This is a genomic window from Luteimonas sp. S4-F44, assembly GCF_022637415.1.
Classification (GTDB): Bacteria; Pseudomonadota; Gammaproteobacteria; order Xanthomonadales; family Xanthomonadaceae; genus Luteimonas.
This window is the reverse complement of the sequence record NZ_CP093340.1, coordinates 2,515,005-2,533,208: the sequence shown is the minus strand read 5'-3', so window position 1 is coordinate 2,533,208 and position 18,204 is coordinate 2,515,005. Positions and strand designations below refer to the sequence as shown.

Below are 18,204 nucleotides of genomic sequence, written 5' to 3'. Positions count from 1 at the left end.
CCGCGGGCGTCGTCGACGCCCCACGCCGGCCTGTCTCAGCGTGCCGCCTCGTCGCGCCGCGCATGGACCACCAGGCGCAGGTGACGTTCTTCATCGATCGTCAGCATCGTGTGCTCGAAGGCCACCGGCACACCGTCCACGCACAGCCGACGCTCGCCGCTGCAGGGTGCGCCGGCATCGTGGTGCGCCCACCAGGCCGCGAACTCCGGCGACGCCCGGCGCAGGGATTCGACCAACGCCTGCGCGTCGGCGTCCTGCGCGCCACGGGCATGATCGCGGCGATAGCTCGAGAGCATGGCGCGCGCCTGGGCGTCCCAGTCGCGGGCGCGCGGCAGGCCGGGCGTGACCGGTGTTTGTTGCTCGCCGAGTCCACGGATGCGTCATTCGCCCGCTATTGACGCGCGGCGGTCTAGCTTCGCCTTCGACCCGTAGACGCGAGGCCGGTATGTTCAATGTGATCCGCGCGGCACCGGATCGGATCGACGTCGAGATCGACGGTCGGTTCGATCGGGAGACGATGGCGGCGCTGATCGATGCGTTCGTCGAGGCGGCGGACGGCATCGACGGCGGCGCGATGCTCTATCGCGTGCGCAATGTCGACTTGCCGTCGTTCGGTGCGGTCGCAGTCGAGTTTTCGCGGCTGCCGGCGCTGCTGCGCGCGGTGCGGCGTTTCGACCGCATCGCTGTGGTTGCAGAAGCACTGTGGATCCGTCGCCTATCGGAACTGGAAGGGTTGCTGTTGCCGGGCGTCGAGGTCCGCGGTTTCACGCCCGAATGCGCCGGTGACGGCCAGGCGTGGTTGCGCGAGCGATAAGGGCGACACGCGTCCGGCTCGGTGATGGCGCACCGCAGCAAGCATGTTCGGCGACAAGTGGCTACAGTGCCTGCACCGCCGATTGATGCCGAGCGCGCCCATGCCGCTGCCTGCTCCAAGCCGTGCTGTTTTTTTTAGCCCTATCAATGGTAGCGCTAACTTTCTTGTGCCGAGGGCGCGCGCATGAGCCTCGTCGCCGGCCTCGACCTCGGCACGCAGAGCATCAAGCTCCTGGTCTACGACCCGGCAGCGCGGCAGGTGTTGGCGACACAGGGCCGGACGTTGGATCTGATCGCCGGTGACGACGGCAGCCGCGAGCAGCATCCCGCCGACTGGCTCGATGCGATCCGCGCCTGCTTCGCTGCAGTCGATCCGGCGATGCGCGCGCGTATCGCCGCGCTCGGCGTCTCGGGTCAGCAGCATGGCTTCGTGCCGCTCGATGCAGAAGGGCAGGTGCTGGCACCGGCCAAGCTGTGGTGCGACACCAGCACCAGCGCACAGTGCGCGCCGATCATGGACGCCGTCGGCGGCGTGGCGGCCTGCATCGCCCAGGCCGGCAACCCGATCCTGGCGGGCTACACCGCGTCCAAGTTGCCGTGGACGAAGGCCCATCGTCCGCAGGTCTATGCCGAGTTGGCGGCGATCGCGCTGCCGCACGACTACGTCAATCTCTGGCTGACCGGCGCGCGCTGGATGGAGCACGGCGATGCGTCGGGCACCGGCTGGCTGGACGTCCGTACGCGGCGCTGGTCGCCGGCACTGTTGCAGGCCACCGATCCCGAGCGCGACCTGTCGGCGTGCCTGCCGCCGCTGGTCGAGGCCGATGCGCTGTTCCCGATCCGCGCCGAGATCGCTGCCGAACTGGGCCTGTCGCCGCAGGTGCGGGTGTCGGCCGGCGGCGGCGACAACATGATGGCGGCGATCGGCACCGGCTGCGTGGTGCCGGGGCGCCTGGCGATGAGCCTGGGCACCTCGGGCACCTTGTTCGCCTACAGCGACACGCCGGTGGTGTCGGACTCCGGCGCTTGGGCGGCGTTCTGCGACTCGACCGGCGGCTGGCTGCCGCTGATCTGCACGATGAACTGCACGGTGGCGACCGAACAGGTCGCACGGATGTTCGGCTTTGCGACCCGCGAAGGCGATGCGCATATCGACGCGACCGCGCCGGGTGCCGGCGGACTGACCTTGCTGCCGTTCCTCAACGGCGAGCGCACGCCCGACCTGCCGTTGGGGCGCGGCGTATTGACGGGCCTGACCACGCACAACATGGATCCCGCGCACCTGTATCGCGCGGCGATGGAGGGCGCGACCTACAGCCTGAAATGCGGTTTCGACGCGTTCGTGTCGGCCGGCATGGCGTTCGATCGCATCGTGCTGACCGGCGGCGGCGCCAACAGCGCGGCATGGCGACAACTGGTCGCCGACGTGTTCGCGCTGCCGGTGGACGTACCGGTGCAGGGCGAGGGCGCGGCGTTCGGTGCGGCGCTGCAGGCGCTGTGGGCACTCGGACGCGCACAGGGCGATGCGACGTCGATGGCAACGCTGGCGGTCACGCATGTCGCGACCGATCCCGCGCGCGCATGCACGCCCGATCCGAGCCGAGCGCCGGCCTACCGCACCGCCTACCGGCGCTTCACCGACCACCTCGACGCGGTACGGCCGTTGTACGCCGCGCCGCCGGCCGCGTAGGCGCGCAGCGCCTGCCGATCCGTCCACTCCACTTCAACACGGGACCGCATATGACCACGACCCCCTTCATCGGCAGCCGGGAATACTTCCCCGGCGTCGGCCAGATTCCATTCGAGGGCAAGACCTCCGACAATCCGCTGGCCTTCAAGGTCTATGACGCCGGCAAGAAGATCGGCGGCAAGACGATGGCCGAGCACCTGCGCTTTGCGGTGTGTTACTGGCATACGTTCTGCAACGCCGGCGCCGATCCGTTCGGCCCGGGCACGCGGCGCTTCCCGTGGGACGGCGGTGCGCCGCTGGCGGCGGCCGAGGCCAAGCTCGATGCTGCGTTCGAGTTCTTCACCAAGCTCGGCGTGCCGTACTGGTGCTTCCACGACGTCGACCTGGCGCCCGACGCCGACGACATCGGCCAGTACGAGAAGAATCTCAAGCACATGGTCGCGTTGGCCAAGGAGCGCCAGGCCGCGACCGGCATGCAGCTGCTGTGGGGCACGGCGAATCTGTTCTCGCATCCACGCTACATGAACGGCGCGTCGACCAACCCCGACTTCGCGGTGGTCGCGCGCGCCGCGGTGCAGGTCAAAGCGGCGCTGGAAGCGACCGTGGAACTGGGCGGCGAGCACTACGTGTTCTGGGGCGGCCGCGAAGGCTACGCCAGCCTGCACAACACCGATATGCAGCGCGAACTGGCGCATTTCGCGCGGTTCCTGACGATGGCGCGCGACTACGGACGCAGTATCGGGCTCAAGGGCAACTTCCTGATCGAGCCCAAGCCGATGGAGCCGATGAAGCACCAGTACGACTTCGACAGCGCGACCTGCGTCGGCTTTCTGAAAGCGCACGGACTGGACAAGGATTTCAAGCTCAACATCGAGGCCAACCACGCCACGCTGTCCGGGCACACCTTCGAGCATGACCTGCAGGTCGCGTCCGACCACGGCCTGCTCGGCAGCATCGACGCGAACCGCGGCAATGCGCAGAACGGCTGGGACACCGATCAGTTCCCGACCGACCTGTACGACACCGTCGGCGCGATGCTGGTGGTGCTGCGCCAGGGCGGCCTCGAAGGCGGCCTGAACTTCGACGCCAAGCCGCGCCGAGAATCGACCGACATGGAAGATCTGTTCATCGCGCACATCGGCGGCATGGATGCGTTCGCGCGCGGCCTTGAAGTGGCGCACGCGCTGCTGCACGAGTCGCCGTGGGAGCAGTGGCGACGCGATCGCTATGCCAGCTTCGATGGTGGCGACGGCCAGGCGTTCGAGCAGGGCCGGCTGTCACTGACCGACCTGCATGCGATCGCCGCCAAGGCGGGTGAGCCGCAGCAGCGCAGCGGCCGCCAGGAGGCCTACGAGAACCTGCTCAACCAGTACCTGCTGCGCTGAGCCCGATGCGCCATCGGCCCGCCACCGCGAACATCCTGACCGGCGCGCCCACCGGGCGCGCCGCGAGCGGGCAGGGCGCGTTACTTTTTCTTCGGCGGAGCGGCGACCGAGTCGCGCGCAATCAAGCGGTGCGGCACCACCTGGTCGGTGAGCACGCGGGTGCTGGCGTCGTTGCGGCGGATGCAGCGCAGCAGCACGTCGATCGCCGTGTCGGCCATCGAGGCGATCGGCTGGTGCATCGTCGTGAGCTCGGGCCACACTGTGGTCGCGGCCGAGGTGTCGTCAAAACCGACGACCGACAAGTCGCGGGGCACGTCGAGCCCGCGGCGATGCGCGACCGAGATCGCCGCGGCGGCCATGTCGTCGTTGCTGGCGAAGATCGCGCTCGGCGGCTTGCGATGGCCCAGCAGCTTTTCGGCCGCCTTCAGGCCCGAGCGGTAGGTGTAGTCGCCCTGGTGCACCAGCGCCGGGTCGAAGGCGATGCCGGCGTCCTCAAGCGCGGCCTGGAAGCCCTGGAAGCGCCGGGTGCTCGCGCTGAGGTCGGCGCGGCCCTTGATGAAGCCGATCCGGGTGTGGCCGCGCTCGATCAGGTGCTCGGTCATCTCCTTGCCCGCGCGGAAGTCGTCGATGCGCACGCAGGAGATGTCGTCGCTGAAGCGGCCCGACGCGATCGCGACGACCGGAATGCCGGCGCGCACGAACTCGGTCACCGCCGCGCGCGATTCGCACAGCGGCGGCGGCAGGATCACCGCGTCCACGCGCTTGCCCATCGCGCGGGCGGCCTTGCGCTCGGCTTCGGCGTCGAGGTCGTCCCAGTAGTCGACCACCAGTTGAATGGGCGTGCGCGAGGCCACGCGCAGCAGGCCGAGCAGCAGTTCACGCAGATAGGCGCCGCTGGGGTTGGTGTAGATCAGCGCGATGCGGGTGTGCTGCGCGGCGGCGAGCGAACTAGCCGCCAGATTGGGGGTGTAGTTGAGTTCGCGCACCGCGCGCGTGACCCGCTCGCGGGTGGTGTCGCGGACCTTGCCCTGACCGTTGATGACCCGCGAGACGGTCATCGGCGACACGCCGGCCAGTGCGGCGACCTCGTCGATGGTGACGCCACGGGTCTTGCGGCGGACCGATTTCTTCGGCTTGTCCAAAAGCGTTCCTTCGTCCGGACGGCGGTGTGCAGGCCCCGTCCGCAAGGCTAAGGGAACTGGAGTGAAGCCGTCCAAGGGGAGGTGAGGGGATGAGGGGGATGTTACCGCTAACTATCTGGTTCCGCGACTGGATCCGGCCGGCGTGGGTGGCGGCGGCGCTGGCATTGGCCGCGCTCGTCGGCCTGGCCCCGACCCCGGCACAGGCCGAGGACGGGTATGCCCTGTGGCTGCGCTACGCCCAGGCCGGGGCCGAACGCGGACCGGAGGCGCCGCGGGTCTCCCAGTTGGCGATCGCCGAGGCAACGCCGACCCAGCGCGCGACGCGCGACGAGCTGCTGCGCGGCCTGCAGGGGTTGCAGGGGCAGGCGCCCGCCGTGGTCGGCCGCGTCGGCCGCCCCGACGCGTTGTTGGTGGGCACGCCGCAGTCGCTGCCGGCGATCGCCCGGCTGGCGCTGGACCTGGGCGACCTTGGCCCGGCGGGCTATCTGATCCGTTCGATGCGCGTGGACGGCCATCCGGCGACAGTCGTCGCGGCCAACACCGACGTCGGCGCGCTCTACGGCGCGTTCGCGTTCCTGCGCCTGATGCAGACCGACCAGCCGGTCGCCGACCTCGACCTGCGCGAGGCACCGCGGATCGAGCGGCGGGTGCTCAACCACTGGGACGACCTCGACCGCCACGTCGAGCGCGGCTATGCCGGCCAGTCGATATGGGACTGGCACCGGCTGCCGGGCTGGCGCGACCCGCGCTACACCGACTACGCCCGCGCCAACGCCTCGATCGGCATCAACGGCACTGTGCTCAACAACGTCAACGCCAGTGCCGATGTGCTGACGCCGATGTACCTAGAGAAGGTCACCGCGCTGGCGGACATCTTCCGGCCGTGGGGGATTCGGGTGTACCTGTCCGCGCGCTTCAGCGCGCCGATCGAGATCGGCGGGCTTCGGACTGCCGATCCGCTCGATCCGGAGGTGCAGCGCTGGTGGCGGGCCAAGGCCGACGAGATCTATGCGGCGATCCCGGACTTTGGGGGCTTTCTGGTCAAGGCCAACTCCGAGGGCCAGCCCGGCCCGCAGGACTACGGCCGCTCGCATGCCGACGGCGCCAACCTGCTGGCCGATGCGCTGGCGCCGCACGGCGGCATCGTGATGTGGCGGGCGTTCGTCTACTCCCACGACGAACCCGACGACCGCCACAAGCAGGCCTACACCGAGTTCGTGCCGCACGACGGCGCGTTCCGCGACAACGTGATCGTGCAGGTCAAGAACGGCGCGATCGATTTCCAACCGCGCGAGCCGTTCCATCCGCTGTTCGGCGCGATGCCGAAGACGCCGTTGATGATGGAGTTCCAGATCACCAAGGAGTACCTCGGTTTCTCCACGCATCTGGCGTATCTCGGGCCGCTATACGAGGAGGTGCTGCGCGCCGATACGCAGGTGCAGGGCGCGGGCTCTACGGTCGCGCAGGTGATCGACGGCACGCTGTACCGCGACGTGCCCGGCAGAAGCGCGCTGACCGGCATCGCTGGCGTGGCCAACATCGGCAGCGACCGCAACTGGAGCGGCTCGCATTTCGACCAGGCCAATTGGTACGCCTTCGGGCGCCTGGCATGGGACCCGATGCAGGCCTCGCGCGACATCGCCGAGGAATGGACCCGCATGACGTTCGGCAACGACGCGGGCGTGGTCGAACCGATCGTCGGCATGATGATGGGCTCGCGCGAGGCGGTGGTCGACTACACCGGTGCGCTCGGGCTGCACCATCTGATGGGCCGCGGCCACCATTACGGCCCCGGCCCCTGGGTCGAGGGTGGCCCGCGTGCGGACTGGACCTCGGTCTACTACCACCGCGCCACGCGCGAGGGCATCGGCTTCGACCGCAGCCGCCGCGGTAGCGATGCGGTCTCGCAATATGCGCCGCCGGTGGCGGACGTGTTCGACGATTCCGACCGCGTGCCCGAAGCGCTGCTGCTGTGGTTCCACCACGTGCCCTGGGACCGTCCGATGGCATCGGGACGCCCGTTGTGGGACGAGCTGGTGCAGCGCTACGACCGCGGCGTCGCGACAGTGCGCGCCATGCGCAGCACCTGGGCCGGACTTGCGGGCCGTCTCGATGCCGAGCGGCATGCGCAGGTTGCCGCGTTCCTCGCGATCCAGGAACAGGAGGCGCAATGGTGGCGCGACGCCAGCATCGCGTACTTCCAGTCGATCTCGGGTCGCCCGCTTCCCGCAGGCACCGCAGCGCCGGCGCATTCGCTGGCGTACTACCAGTCGCTCGAATTTCCGCACGCACCGGGAGACACCCGATGAACGGCCGCCGCCGCCCAACCCGCCCCCGTGTCCTGCTCGCGCTGCTGCTGCTCGCGCTCGCACCGCTCGCCCACGCCGATACGCCCGAGGCGGCGTTGCTGCATCCGCTGATCCAGGACCACGCCGTCCTCCAGCGCGATCGTCCGTTGCGCCTGCAGGGCGAGGCACCGGCCGGCACCGTGGTCCATCTCACGCTTGCCGACCGCCGTGCGCAAGCGCGCGCCGATGCCGACGGCCATTGGCAGGCCGAACTGCCGGCGTTGCCGGCCGGCGGTCCGCACACCTTGACCGTCCGCGCAGGCGAGACCACCCGGACCGTCCGCGACCTGCTGGTCGGCGACGTCTGGTTGTGCGCGGGCCAATCGAACATGGAGTTGCAGGTCTGGCGCTCGCTCGATGCCCGCGCCGAGATCGCCGGCGCCGATGCGCCTGACATCCGCTTGCTGACCGTGCCGCAAGTGAGCAGCCCGGTGCCGCTGGCGCGCTTCACCGAGCCGGTGACCTGGCAGCCGGTCACGCCGGAGAGCGTGCGCGACTTTTCGGCTGCCTGCTATTACTTCGCCCGCGAACTGCGCAAGACCGTGGACGTGCCGATGGGGCTGATCGAGGCCGCGTGGGGCGGTTCGCGTATCCAGGCCTGGACCAGCGGCGAAGCGCTGCGTGCAGGCGGCCACCCCGGCGAGGACCTCGACGTGCTCGCGCTCTACCACACCGACCCGATGCAGGCGGCCGCGCGCTGGGGCGAGCGCTGGGCTGCCTGGTGGTTGCAGGCGCCGGGCGTGTCGGCTGACGACCGGCCCTGGACCGACACGGTATCGGGCGATTGGCGCGAGGCCCCGCACGCGCTCGGTGCGTGGGAGCGCTGGGGCGTGCCTGAGCTCGCGACGTTCGACGGCATGGTCTGGTACCGGACCTCGGTGCGCCTGACCGCCGCGCAGGCGGCGCAGGACGCGACGCTGCTGCTTGGCCCCGCCGACGAGATGGATCTGACCTGGGTCAACGGCACCGCGGTGGGCAGCAGCTACGGCGCCGGCACCCCGCGCGCGTACCCGCTGCCGCCTGGCCTGCTGCGCGCGGGCGACAACACCATCGTGGTCAACGTGCTCGACACCTACCGCGAGGGCGGGCTGGCGGGACCCGAGTCCGTGCATCGGCTGCAGCTGGCCGACGGCGCGATCGTGCCGCTCGACGCCGGCTGGCGCTACCGCATCGTGCCGCCGCAAACCGGCGCGCCGCCGCGTGCGCCATGGCAATCCGCGGCCGGCCTGTCGACGCTGTACAACGGGATGATCGCGCCACTGGGCAGTCCAGGGCTGCGGGGCGTGGTCTGGTACCAGGGCGAAGCCAACACGGGCGAGGCCGGCGCCTACGCGAATCAACTGCGCGGTCTGCGCGACGACTGGCGCACGCGCTTCGGTGACCCGCGGCTGCCGTGGTTGGTGGTGCAGTTGCCCAACTACGGCGCGCCGAACGAGGTGCCCGGTGAGAGCGGCTGGGCGACGCTGCGCGAGGCGCAACGCCGGGTCGCCGGCGAGCCGCGCGCAGCGCTTGCGGTGACCATCGACCTGGGCGAGGCCGACGACATCCATCCGGCCAACAAGCAGGCGATCGGCCGCCGGCTCGCGCGCGCTGCACGCCACGCGGTCTACGGCGAGACGCTGGCGCCGAGCGGCCCGGTGCCGCGCAGTGCGCGGCGCGAGGCCGGCGCAGTCGTGGTGACGTTCGATGCGGTCGACGGCGGCCTGGTCGCTTACGGCGCGCCAGGACCGGTCGGCTTCGAACTGTGCGGTGCGGACACCGGCAGTTGTCGTTGGGCGCAGGCCGTCCTCGATGGCGACCGCGTGCGCCTGCAGGCACCGGGCGTCGCCGCGCCGGTGCGCGTGCGCTACGCCTGGGCCGACAACCCGCTGGTCAATCTGTTCGACCGCGCCGGCCAGCCGCCGGGGCCGTTCGAGATCGAGATCCGTTGACCACGTTCCTTCCTACCAGAGCCGCATCCGCATGACCACGTCCACCGAACCCAACCGTCACAGCAGCCGTCACGATCGCGAGATCGTCGAGGCACGCATCATTGTCACCTGTCCCGGCCGCAACTTCGTCACGCTCAAGATCGTCACCCGCTCGGGCATCTACGGCCTGGGCGATGCCACGCTCAATGGCCGCGAGCTTGCGGTCGCAGCCTATCTGCAGGACCACGTGGTGCCGAATCTGATCGGCCGCGATGCCGGCCGCATCGAGGATCTGTGGCAGTTCCTGTACCGCGGTGCGTATTGGCGGCGCGGGCCGGTGACGATGACCGCGATTGCCGCGGTCGATGTCGCGCTGTGGGACATCCTGGGCAAGATGGCCGGTATGCCGCTGTATCAGTTGCTCGGCGGCCGGTCGCGCGAGGGCGCGCTGGTCTATGCGCACGCCAACGGCCGCGACATTGCAGAGGCCAGCGACGAAGTCGGCATGTATCTCGAACGTGGCTTTCTCGCCGTGCGCGCCCAGTGCGGCGTGCCAGGCGTCAAGAAGGCCTACGGTATCTCCACAGCCGGAAAACCCTACGAGCCGGCCGAAAGCGAACTGCCGGCCGAGACCGTCTGGAACACGCCGCGCTACCTGGAGACGGCACCGAGGTTGTTCGAGCAGTTGCGCGCCGACCACGGCACGACGGTCGAGCTGCTGCACGATGTACATCACCGGCTCACGCCGATCGAGGCCGCGCGCCTGGCCCGCGATGTCGAGCCCTATCGGCTGTTCTGGCTCGAGGACGCGACCCCGGCTGAGCATCAAGCTTCGTTCGAACTGATCCGCCAGCATTCGGTCACCCCGCTCGCGGTGGGCGAGGTGTTCAACTCGATCTGGGACTGCAAGCACCTGATCGAGCGGCAGTTGATCGACTACATCCGCACGACGATCGTCCACGGTGGCGGCATCACCCACATCCGCCGGCTCGCCGATTTCGCCGGCCTGCACCAGGTGCGCACCGGCTTCCACGGCGCGACCGACCTGTCGCCGGTCACGATGGGCGCGGCGCTGCATTTCGATACCTGGGTGCCGAATTTCGGCATCCAGGAATACATGTTCCATGGCGAGGAGATCCTGGCAGTGTTTCCACACGATTACGCATTCCGCGCCGGCCGGCTGCATGTGGGCGACACGCCCGGGCACGGCGTCGACATCGACGAGGCGCTGGCTGCGAAGTACCCGTACACGCCCAAGCAACTGCCGGTCGCGCGCCTGGAAGACGGCGGGATGTGGGACTGGTGATGGGCGCGCCGGCAACGGGGCCATCCCCGCACGTCTCCTTGCACGGTTGGCTGCGCGCGTTTGCAGCTGGTCTGCTGGCTGCCGCCGTCGCATCGCCTGTCATCGCCGAGGACCGGCCCGATCCCGAGCCCGTGCGCTTCGACTGGTTCGAGTACAGCGGCAGCGACCGTGCGTTCGAGGCGCCGCTGCCGGCCGGCCATTTCCGCAATCCGATCCTCGCCGGTTTCCATTCCGACCCGAGCATCGTCGCGGCCAAGGGGAAGTTCTACCTGGTCGCCTCGACATTCACCTATTTCCCGGGCATCCCGATCTTCGAAAGCGAGGACCTGGTGCACTGGACCCAGATCGGCAATGCGATCCATCGCCCCGACCAGCTCGACTTCGATGGCCTGGGCCTGTCGCGCGGCGTGTTCGCGCCGACGATCGAGTATCACGATGGCACCTTCTACGTGGTCAACACCGCGGTCGATGCCGGCGGCAACTTCATCGTCACCGCCAGCGATCCGGCCGGGCCGTGGTCGGACCCGATCTGGCTGCCCGGCATCGGCGGCATCGACCCGTCGCTGTTCTTCGACGACGACGGCCGCGCCTACCTCCTCAACAACGATGCGCCGGACGGGCCGGTGCGCTACGACGGCCATCGCGCCATCTGGCTGCAGGCGATCGACATCGCGACACTGACGCCGTTCGGCCCGCGCAAGGTATTGATCGACGGCGGCGTCAAACCCGAAGACAACCCGATCTGGATCGAAGGCCCGCACCTGTACAAGGTCGACGGCTGGTATTACCTCAACAACGCCGAGGGCGGCACCGGCCCGCAGCATTCGCAGGTGATCCTGCGCAGCCGCGACGTCTGGGGGCCGTACACGCCGTACGAAAACAATCCGATCCTGACCCAGCGCGACCTGCCGCCCGAGCGGGCGTTGCCGGTGACCAACGCCGGCCACGCCGATCTGGTCCAGGGACCGGACGGCAGCTGGTGGGCGGTGTTCCTGGCCAGCCGCAACTACGACGTGCGCCACTACAACACCGGGCGTGAGACGTTCCTGCTGCCGGTGACCTGGACCGACGGCTGGCCGACGATCCTGCCGCCGGACACGCCGATTCCCTATGTGCTGCCCGCGCCATCGTGGATGTCACGCCAGGCCGATCAGGCGCCGATGAGCGGCAACTTCACCTGGCGCGACGCGTTCGACGGCCCCGCGCTCGATCCGGCGTGGATGTTCGTGCGCGTGCCCAAGCGCGAGTGGGCCGATCTCGCCTCGCATCCGGGGGCGCTGTCGATCCACCCCGGGCGCGAGGGCCTGGACACGCTGGGCAACCCGACGTTTCTCGCGCGCCGGCAACAGCATCTTGCCTTCGAGGCCAGTACCGCACTGACGATGCCGGCCCCGGGCATCGTGGGCGGGCTCGCCGCTTTCCAGAGCGGCAATCACTGGTACCTGCTCGGTGTGCGGCGCGATGCCGACGATGGCGCCGTGGTGTTCGTCGAACGGGCGGCCGGTGTCGATCAACCGGCACAGATCATCGCCCAGCACACCATCGCGCGGGCCGCGGATCTGCGGCTGAAGGTGGCCGGCGATGCGGGACGCATCGGGTTCGCGTGGGCTGCCGACGACGGCGACTGGCAATGGCTGCTGCGCGATGCCGACGCCACCTTGCTGAGCACCGACCATGCCGGCGGTTTCGTCGGCGTGACGCTGGGCCCGTACGCGCGCGACGAGCGATGAGCCAGGGCCGCCTGTCCGAGACCCTGCTCGCAACGCTGCCGCCCGCGGTCGCGCGTCCGGCCTTCGATCGCGCCACGACCCGGATCGGCGTCGTGCATCTGGGTGCAGGCGCCTTCCATCGTGCGCACCAGGCGGTGTACTTCGACGATGCGCTGGCGCTCGATCCCGACTGGGCCGTGTGCGCGGTGTCGCTGCGCAACCCGGATGTGCGCGACGCGCTGCGTCCGCAGGACGGCCTGTACACGCTCGCGATCCTGGGACAGACGCCGCAGTTGCGCGTCATCGGCGCGCTGCGCGAAGTGTTGTGCGCCCGCGACGAGGCCGCCGCTGTGCTCGCCCGTCTCGCCGACCCGGCCGTCCGCCTGGTCACGCTGACCGTGACCGAGAAGGGCTACTGCCTAGCCGGCGATGGCCTCGACCTCCGCCATCCCGACATCGTCCACGACCTCGCGACGCCCGACGCACCGGTCAGCGCGATCGGCCATGTCGTCGCCGGCCTGGCGCGACGTCGTGCCGCCGGCTTGGCGCCGTACACCGTGCTCAGTTGCGACAACCTCGCCGATAACGGCGTGCGCCTGCGCCGTGCCGTGCTCGCGTTCGCCGAACGTACCGACCCGGCGCTCGCCGCGTGGATCGACGCCGAGGTCGCGTTCCCGCGCTCGATGGTCGACAGCATCACACCCGCTACCGACGACGCGCTGCGCGCCCGCGTGGCCGATGCGCTCGGCCTGGACGATGCTTGGCCCGTCCAGCGCGAACCCTACACGCAGTGGGTCGTGGAAGACCACTTCTGCAACGGGCGCCCGCCGCTGGAACGGGTCGGCGTGACCCTCAGCGACGACATCGCCGGCTTCGACCGCGCCAAGCTGTGCCTGCTCAACGGCCCGCACAGCGCGCTCGCGTACCTCGGGCTGTTGCTCGACATCGAGACCGTCGCCGATGCGATGCGCCATCTGGGCCTGGCCGCTTTCGTCGCAAGACTGATGCGCGAGGACATCGCGCCGACGCTGAGCGTGCCGGCTGCGTTGGATCTGGACGCGTATATCGACGCGATCCTCGAGCGCTTCCGCAATCCGGCCATCGCCCATCGCCTGGCCCAGATCGCCTGGGACGGCAGCCAGAAACTGCCCGTGCGCCTGCTCGGCACGATTCGCGATGCGCAGGCCGCCGGCCGATCCATCGACCGCCTGTGCCTGCCGATCGCCGCGTGGATGCACTTCGTGCGCCGGCAGGCCCAGGCCGGTGTCGCGCTCGTCGACCCGATGGCCGACACCCTGGCGCAGATCGGACGGCTGGCAACTGGGCAGGCTGAGGACGTCGCGCGCTTCCTCGCCTTGCGCGAGGTGTTCGCGGATGTGGCAGAGGATCCGGCCATCGGCGATGCGATCGGACGGGGCTATGTGGCGCTTGCACGTGATCCGGCTGAGGCCGTGGCGCGCTAGTACGGATCGCCAGTGGTCGGCGATGACGCGCCGGCCGCCGATGTCCCGGTATGCAATGCCGTAGGTCGCGCGCGGTCTAGATCAGAACGTGACCTTGACCGAGTCTGCGCTGTAGGTGGCCGGGCCGTGATAGACGACTTCGATGTTGTTGCCATCGGGGTCGAGTACGAAGGCGCCGTAATAGCCCGGGTGGTACGGGCGTTCGCCGGGCGGGCCATTGTCTGTGCCGCCGGCTGCGATCGCGGCGGCGTGGAAAGCGTCGACGGTCGCGGCATCGCGCGCCTGGAAGGCCAGGTGGTGGCGGCCAGTCAACTGGCCGGCGGCTGCTTCGCTGCTGGCGGTGGAAATGAACAATTCATCGGCCCAGAAATAGTCCGGGCCTTCGCCGGCGATCGGAATGCCGATGCTGTCGAACACGGCCTGGTAGAAGCGGCGGCTAGCGGCCAGATCGCGCACGACGAGTTGCAGGTGATCGATCAACCGACCGCGGTGGAGCTCCATCGTTTCCATCGGCACCTCGCGACAAAGCAGTGGACAGGAAAGGGCGCGTGCGGGCCCATCATGCCAGCTGCGTCTCGGCTGTGTGCAGTTGGATTCGGGCCACCTGCCGGTAGCGGATGGATGGCCCGCTCAGCGCGGAGGCTGCTGCTGCGGTCGGCGGACGGGCGTGCAAGCTGCGTTCGACCAGATCTGCGTGACTATCCGGCTGCCATCGGACAGGTGCCCGCAAGGCCGTGCGCATCGACACCGGAGCGCGCATGCTGATGACGGTGATCGATCGTCCCCCGCCAGTCGGGGGCCGGCGGTCCGGCGATTAACCGGAAGAGGGCAGACGTGAGCACACCATCGCATGAGCCGCCGCACGCGCTTTCCCGCAAGCGTTGGCGCCCGTTCCAGACCTTCACCGCGCGTCCGCGGCTGAGTCTTGCGACGGCCGTGTTCCTGGCGGCTTGCGCAGGCTGCCTGCTGGCGGGCGCCCGGTGGCCGGTGGCCTTGCTGCTCGGCTTCGACGTCGGCGCGCTGGTGTTCCTGACTGCCGCTTGGCGGCTGTTCGACACCGCCGGTCCCGACCGCATGCGCGAGGTCGCCACGCGCCAGGACGCAGGCCGCTGGGGCATCCTGTGGAGCGCGATCGGGCTGGTCGCGATCCTGATGGTGGCGCTGGGTACCGAGCTGTCGGCAGGGAAATCCGGGGGCATCGCGTCGATCGCCATCGCCGGCAGCAGCATCGTACTGTCGTGGATGTTCATGAATGTCATGTTCGCGCTGCACTATGCGCATGGGTTCTACGGCGATTACGGCGACGACCATCGCGGCCTCGATTTCCCCGGCGACAAGGCGCCCGATTACTGGGATTTCGCCTACTTCGCCCTGGTGCTCGGTATGACCTTCCAGGTGTCCGATGTGCAGATCACCAGCCGCACGCTGCGGCGGATCGCGCTGTTGCACAGCGTGGTCGCGTTCTTCTTCAACATGTTCGTCATCGCGGTCACCGTGAACATCCTGGGCAGCCAGGCGTGAGAGCGGGTGACAAAATGCTGGGCCGACGACGCCACGGCGACGGGCGTCCGGCGCGAGCGGCGCCCGTCGCTTTTGATTGGATCGGGAGGGCGTGATGACGCATTACCTGCTGGTGTTCCTCGGCGGCGGCCTGGGCGCAGCCGTGCGTCACGGCGTGAACGTGGTGGCGCTGCGCGCCGGCACGACCTTCCCCTACGGCACGCTGTGCATCAACGTCGTCGGCTCACTGCTGATGGGCGTGGTCGTGGCGTGGTTCGCTGCGCGCAGTGGGCTGTCGCCGTCGCTGCGGTTGTTCCTGGCGACCGGCGTGTTGGGCGGTTTCACGACCTTCTCGGCGTTCTCGCTCGAGGCAGCGCTGCTCTACGAACGGGGGCAAACGGCTCTAGCGGTCGCCTATGTGCTGGCGTCGGTCGTGTTGTCGATCGGTGGGTTGTTCGCGGGGATGGCGTTGGTGCGGGCGGTGCTGTAAGCGCCCGGACACAGGGCGTTACCAGGCATTGGCCGGCATCGGGAACAGGTCGGCGTTCGGTCGAACACGCGCAGTGCGGGGTCGATGCCGAAGTTCTCGCGGACGGCATAGCCGGTGGCATTGACGGTGCGCTCGAACGCGCTGTCGTCGAGCGGGCTGGCTGCGCGGATCGTGCGCGCGCGTGCGTGCAGATCGTCATCTGGGCGCGTCGAGGGCGAGGCCGCGTAACGTCTCGGCCAGGGCTTCGGTCGGGAAACGTTCGGGCGCCATCGCGGCCAGGACGCTGTCGACCAGCGTGCGCGACCAGACATTGCGGGCGCTGCCGTTGGTCAGGTAAACGACGGTGTAGATGTCACCGTCGAGGCTGCCCTCGAACAGCACGCGCACGCGGACCTGGGTGCCGCCGTCGTGGCCGACCTGGCGGTCGAGTCCGTTCTCACCGTACTCCCATCCGGCCGCGAACCAACCGCGCTGGCCGTCGGGCAGGGTGCGTGGTCGGCTTCCTGCTCGACGTGCTTGCGCAGGAGGTGGCGGGATCCGATGTCGGTCGGCCGCCGGCATAGCCGGTGGCCGGTCCGATCCGCGCAAGGCCGATCTCCATCGGCGGTCGGCGCGATAACGGGGGCGCGCTCGGCGCCCCCGTTCGCCGTCAGAGCGCCTGTCCGCCCGAGACTTCGATGCGCTGACCGGTGACCCATCGATTGGCGTCGCCAAGCAGGCTGGCGATCATCGGGCCGATGTCGTCGGGCAGGCCGACGCGGCCGAGCGCGGTGATGCCGGCGAGGTGTTCGTTGATCTGCGGGTTGTCGCGCACGACGCCGCCGCCGAAATCGGTCTCGATGGCGCCGGGCGCCACGGTGTTGACGGCGATGCCGCGCGGGCCCAGCTCCTTGGCCAGGTATCGGCTCAGCACCTCGACCGCGCCCTTGGCCGCGGCGTAGGCGGCGTAGCCGGGGTAGGCGAAGCGGGTGAGGCCGCTGGACAGGTTGACGATCCGGCCACCGTCGGCGATCAGCGGCAGCAGCGCCTGGGTCAGAAAGAACGCGCCCTTGAAGTGCACGTCGACGAGGCGGTCGAACTGCGCTTCGGTGGTCTCGCCGAACGGTGCGGTGTCGCCGTGGCCGGCATTGTTGACCAGGTGGTCGACGGTCTCGCGCTGCCAGGTCTCGCGCAGCGCGGCGCGCAGAGCCTCGGCGAAGGCCGGGAAGCTGGCGGCGTCGCCGACGTCGAGTTGGAACGCGCGGGCCTTGCGGCCGAGCGCCTCGATTTCGGCGACGACGGCCTGGGCGTCGGCGTCGCCGCTGCGGTAGGTCAGCACGACGTCGCCACCGGCACGGGCGACGGCGAGGGCGGTGTTGCGGCCGAGGCCGCGGCTGGCGCCGGTGATCAGGGTGATGCGGGTCATGGGGGGATCCTGTGGTGCGTGGCGGGGGAGCCACTATCGCGCCGCGTCGATCACGCCGGTTGCCGGAAGCTCGGCGATGCTTGCCTGATCCTCCAGCCGGCGGTCCGTCCCTGGACCGGGAGGCGTAGGCTGGCGCCATGACCGCATTGCTCGACCTGGTTCGCCACCACGCGCACACCCACGCGCCGGGCGGCGGCATCGCCGCGACCCCGATCCCCGGCCTGGCGGCGGTGCACGCGCTGGCGCCGAGCGGGCTGGCCCACGACATCCAGCGTCCGCTGGCGTGCCTGGTGCTGCAGGGCGCCAAGGAGGTGACGATGGGCACGCGCACGTTCGCGTTCGCCGCCGGCGACACGCTGGTGATCGCGGCCGATCTGCCGACCCAAAGCCGGATCGTGCAGGCCAGCGCCGCGGCGCCGTACTGCTCGCTGGTGATGGAGATCGATCCGGCGGTCGTGGCCGATCTGGTCGCCGACATGGACACCGCACCGGACCTGGTTGCCGCGCCGATCGGTGTGGAGCCGACCGATGCCGAGCTCGCCGAGGCGGCGCTGCAGTTGATGCGGCTGCTCGCACGGCCGGCTGCGCTGCCGGTGTTGCAGGCCCAGCATGTGCGCGAGATGCATTACTGGCTGCTGGCCGGGCGGCATGGGCCGGCGATCCGTCGGCTGGCGTGGCCCAGCGGCAGTGCGCAACGGGTGGCGCGTGCGGTGGCGGCGTTGCGCGCCGGCTATGACCGGCCGTTGCCGGTGGAGCGGCTGGCAGCGATGTCCGACATGAGCGTGTCGGCGTTCCATGCGCATTTTCGCGCGGCGACCTCGCTCACACCGTTGCAGTTCCAGAAGCGGCTGCGGCTGATCGAAGCGCGTCGCCGGATGCTGGCCGAGGGCGTTCCCGCGGGCATCGCCGCGCATGGTGTGGGCTATGCGAGCGTGCCGCAGTTCACCCGCGAGTACGCGCGCATGTTCGGACAGCCGCCGGTGCGCGAGACCGACGCAGTGCGGCAACGGGCGCAGGCGGTGGGCTGATGCGGCATCGGCTCG

General features: G+C 69.7%; 16 protein-coding genes. 11 read left to right on the top strand and 5 right to left on the bottom strand.

The window, feature by feature from the left end; genetic code table 11:
• Positions 1-35: 35 nt before the first annotated feature.
• Positions 36-296, bottom strand: coding sequence for a hypothetical protein (locus MNO14_RS11615; protein ID WP_241943895.1), 261 nt, complete (start codon positions 294-296; stop codon positions 36-38).
• A 149-nt stretch (positions 297-445) separates the two neighbouring features.
• Here MNO14_RS11615 and MNO14_RS11610 point away from each other — a divergent pair, with 149 nt between their 5' ends.
• The 3 genes from MNO14_RS11610 to xylA all read left to right on the top strand — a co-directional run bounded on the left by MNO14_RS11610 (position 446) and on the right by xylA (position 3,888).
• On the top strand, positions 446-814 hold the full coding sequence (locus MNO14_RS11610) for an STAS/SEC14 domain-containing protein (protein WP_241943894.1): 369 nt from the start codon (positions 446-448) through the stop codon (positions 812-814).
• 183 nt (positions 815-997) lie between these two features.
• Positions 998-2,503, top strand: a complete 1,506-nt coding sequence (gene xylB, locus MNO14_RS11605) for a xylulokinase (protein ID WP_241943893.1) — start codon at positions 998-1,000, stop codon at positions 2,501-2,503.
• A 50-nt stretch (positions 2,504-2,553) separates the two neighbouring features.
• Positions 2,554-3,888: a xylose isomerase gene (xylA, locus tag MNO14_RS11600; protein ID WP_241943892.1), complete on the top strand. Its 1,335-nt coding sequence runs from the start codon at positions 2,554-2,556 to the stop codon at positions 3,886-3,888.
• Positions 3,889-3,968: 80 nt separating this feature from the next.
• On the opposite strand, the gene MNO14_RS11595 is transcribed toward xylA, so the two are convergent.
• Complete coding sequence (locus MNO14_RS11595; RefSeq protein ID WP_241943891.1) at positions 3,969-5,030, bottom strand: LacI family DNA-binding transcriptional regulator; 1,062 nt, start codon at positions 5,028-5,030, stop codon at positions 3,969-3,971.
• Between the two features lie 98 nt (positions 5,031-5,128).
• On the opposite strand from MNO14_RS11595, the gene MNO14_RS11590 reads away from it, so the two are divergent.
• The 5 genes from MNO14_RS11590 to MNO14_RS11570 all read left to right on the top strand — a co-directional run bounded on the left by MNO14_RS11590 (position 5,129) and on the right by MNO14_RS11570 (position 13,766).
• Positions 5,129-7,339 carry an alpha-glucuronidase family glycosyl hydrolase gene (locus tag MNO14_RS11590; RefSeq protein WP_241943890.1) on the top strand — a complete coding sequence of 737 codons (2,211 nt, stop codon included), beginning with the start codon at positions 5,129-5,131 and terminating at the stop codon, positions 7,337-7,339.
• Complete coding sequence (locus MNO14_RS11585) at positions 7,336-9,309, top strand: sialate O-acetylesterase (protein WP_241943889.1); 1,974 nt, start codon at positions 7,336-7,338, stop codon at positions 9,307-9,309. The genes MNO14_RS11590 and MNO14_RS11585 overlap by 4 nt, the downstream gene beginning before the upstream one ends.
• 31 nt (positions 9,310-9,340) lie before the next feature.
• Entirely contained in the window at positions 9,341-10,594 is a 1,254-nt protein-coding gene (gene manD / locus MNO14_RS11580; RefSeq protein ID WP_241943888.1) for a D-mannonate dehydratase ManD, read from the top strand.
• A 101-nt stretch (positions 10,595-10,695) separates the two neighbouring features.
• Positions 10,696-12,324: a glycoside hydrolase family 43 protein gene (locus MNO14_RS11575; RefSeq protein ID WP_241946331.1), complete on the top strand. Its 1,629-nt coding sequence runs from the start codon at positions 10,696-10,698 to the stop codon at positions 12,322-12,324.
• Positions 12,321-13,766, top strand: coding sequence for a mannitol dehydrogenase family protein (locus MNO14_RS11570; protein WP_241943887.1), 1,446 nt, complete (start codon positions 12,321-12,323; stop codon positions 13,764-13,766). The genes MNO14_RS11575 and MNO14_RS11570 overlap by 4 nt, the downstream gene beginning before the upstream one ends.
• A gap of 81 nt (positions 13,767-13,847) precedes the next feature.
• On the opposite strand, the gene MNO14_RS11565 is transcribed toward MNO14_RS11570, so the two are convergent.
• Positions 13,848-14,276, bottom strand: coding sequence for a VOC family protein (locus MNO14_RS11565; protein ID WP_183425902.1), 429 nt, complete (start codon positions 14,274-14,276; stop codon positions 13,848-13,850).
• A gap of 324 nt (positions 14,277-14,600) precedes the next feature.
• On the opposite strand from MNO14_RS11565, the gene MNO14_RS11560 reads away from it, so the two are divergent.
• On the top strand, positions 14,601-15,287 hold the full coding sequence (locus MNO14_RS11560) for a DUF1345 domain-containing protein (protein ID WP_241943886.1): 687 nt from the start codon (positions 14,601-14,603) through the stop codon (positions 15,285-15,287).
• Positions 15,288-15,381: 94 nt separating this feature from the next.
• Complete coding sequence (crcB, locus tag MNO14_RS11555; protein ID WP_241943885.1) at positions 15,382-15,756, top strand: fluoride efflux transporter CrcB; 375 nt, start codon at positions 15,382-15,384, stop codon at positions 15,754-15,756.
• A gap of 195 nt (positions 15,757-15,951) precedes the next feature.
• Here the strand turns inward: crcB and MNO14_RS11550 are convergent, their stop codons facing one another.
• Together MNO14_RS11550 and MNO14_RS11545 are read right to left on the bottom strand one after the other, a co-directional pair.
• Positions 15,952-16,344: a hypothetical protein gene (locus MNO14_RS11550; protein ID WP_241943884.1), complete on the bottom strand. Its 393-nt coding sequence runs from the start codon at positions 16,342-16,344 to the stop codon at positions 15,952-15,954.
• A 61-nt stretch (positions 16,345-16,405) separates the two neighbouring features.
• Positions 16,406-17,161 carry an SDR family oxidoreductase gene (locus MNO14_RS11545; protein WP_241943883.1) on the bottom strand — a complete coding sequence of 252 codons (756 nt, stop codon included), beginning with the start codon at positions 17,159-17,161 and terminating at the stop codon, positions 16,406-16,408.
• A 137-nt stretch (positions 17,162-17,298) separates the two neighbouring features.
• Between MNO14_RS11545 and MNO14_RS11540 the strand changes: the two genes are divergently transcribed.
• A complete protein-coding gene (locus tag MNO14_RS11540) occupies positions 17,299-18,189 on the top strand; it encodes an AraC family transcriptional regulator (RefSeq protein ID WP_241943882.1) in 891 nt (296 codons plus the stop codon).
• Positions 18,190-18,204 lie beyond the last annotated feature (15 nt).

What these genes read in the sequence shown, in the direction of transcription:
- MNO14_RS11615 (WP_241943895.1), bottom strand. Translation starts at nt 296, where the DNA reads ATGCTCTCGAGCTATCGCCGCGATCATGCCCGTGGCGCGCAGGACGCC.
- MNO14_RS11610 (WP_241943894.1), top strand. Translation starts at nt 446, where the DNA reads ATGTTCAATGTGATCCGCGCGGCACCGGATCGGATCGACGTCGAGATC.
- xylB (WP_241943893.1), top strand. Translation starts at nt 998, where the DNA reads ATGAGCCTCGTCGCCGGCCTCGACCTCGGCACGCAGAGCATCAAGCTC.
- xylA (WP_241943892.1), top strand. Translation starts at nt 2,554, where the DNA reads ATGACCACGACCCCCTTCATCGGCAGCCGGGAATACTTCCCCGGCGTC.
- MNO14_RS11590 (WP_241943890.1), top strand. Translation starts at nt 5,129, where the DNA reads ATGTTACCGCTAACTATCTGGTTCCGCGACTGGATCCGGCCGGCGTGG.
- MNO14_RS11585 (WP_241943889.1), top strand. Translation starts at nt 7,336, where the DNA reads ATGAACGGCCGCCGCCGCCCAACCCGCCCCCGTGTCCTGCTCGCGCTG.
- manD (WP_241943888.1), top strand. Translation starts at nt 9,341, where the DNA reads ATGACCACGTCCACCGAACCCAACCGTCACAGCAGCCGTCACGATCGC.
- MNO14_RS11570 (WP_241943887.1), top strand. Translation starts at nt 12,321, where the DNA reads ATGAGCCAGGGCCGCCTGTCCGAGACCCTGCTCGCAACGCTGCCGCCC.
- MNO14_RS11565 (WP_183425902.1), bottom strand. Translation starts at nt 14,276, where the DNA reads ATGGAAACGATGGAGCTCCACCGCGGTCGGTTGATCGATCACCTGCAA.
- crcB (WP_241943885.1), top strand. Translation starts at nt 15,382, where the DNA reads ATGACGCATTACCTGCTGGTGTTCCTCGGCGGCGGCCTGGGCGCAGCC.
- MNO14_RS11545 (WP_241943883.1), bottom strand. Translation starts at nt 17,161, where the DNA reads ATGACCCGCATCACCCTGATCACCGGCGCCAGCCGCGGCCTCGGCCGC.
- MNO14_RS11540 (WP_241943882.1), top strand. Translation starts at nt 17,299, where the DNA reads ATGACCGCATTGCTCGACCTGGTTCGCCACCACGCGCACACCCACGCG.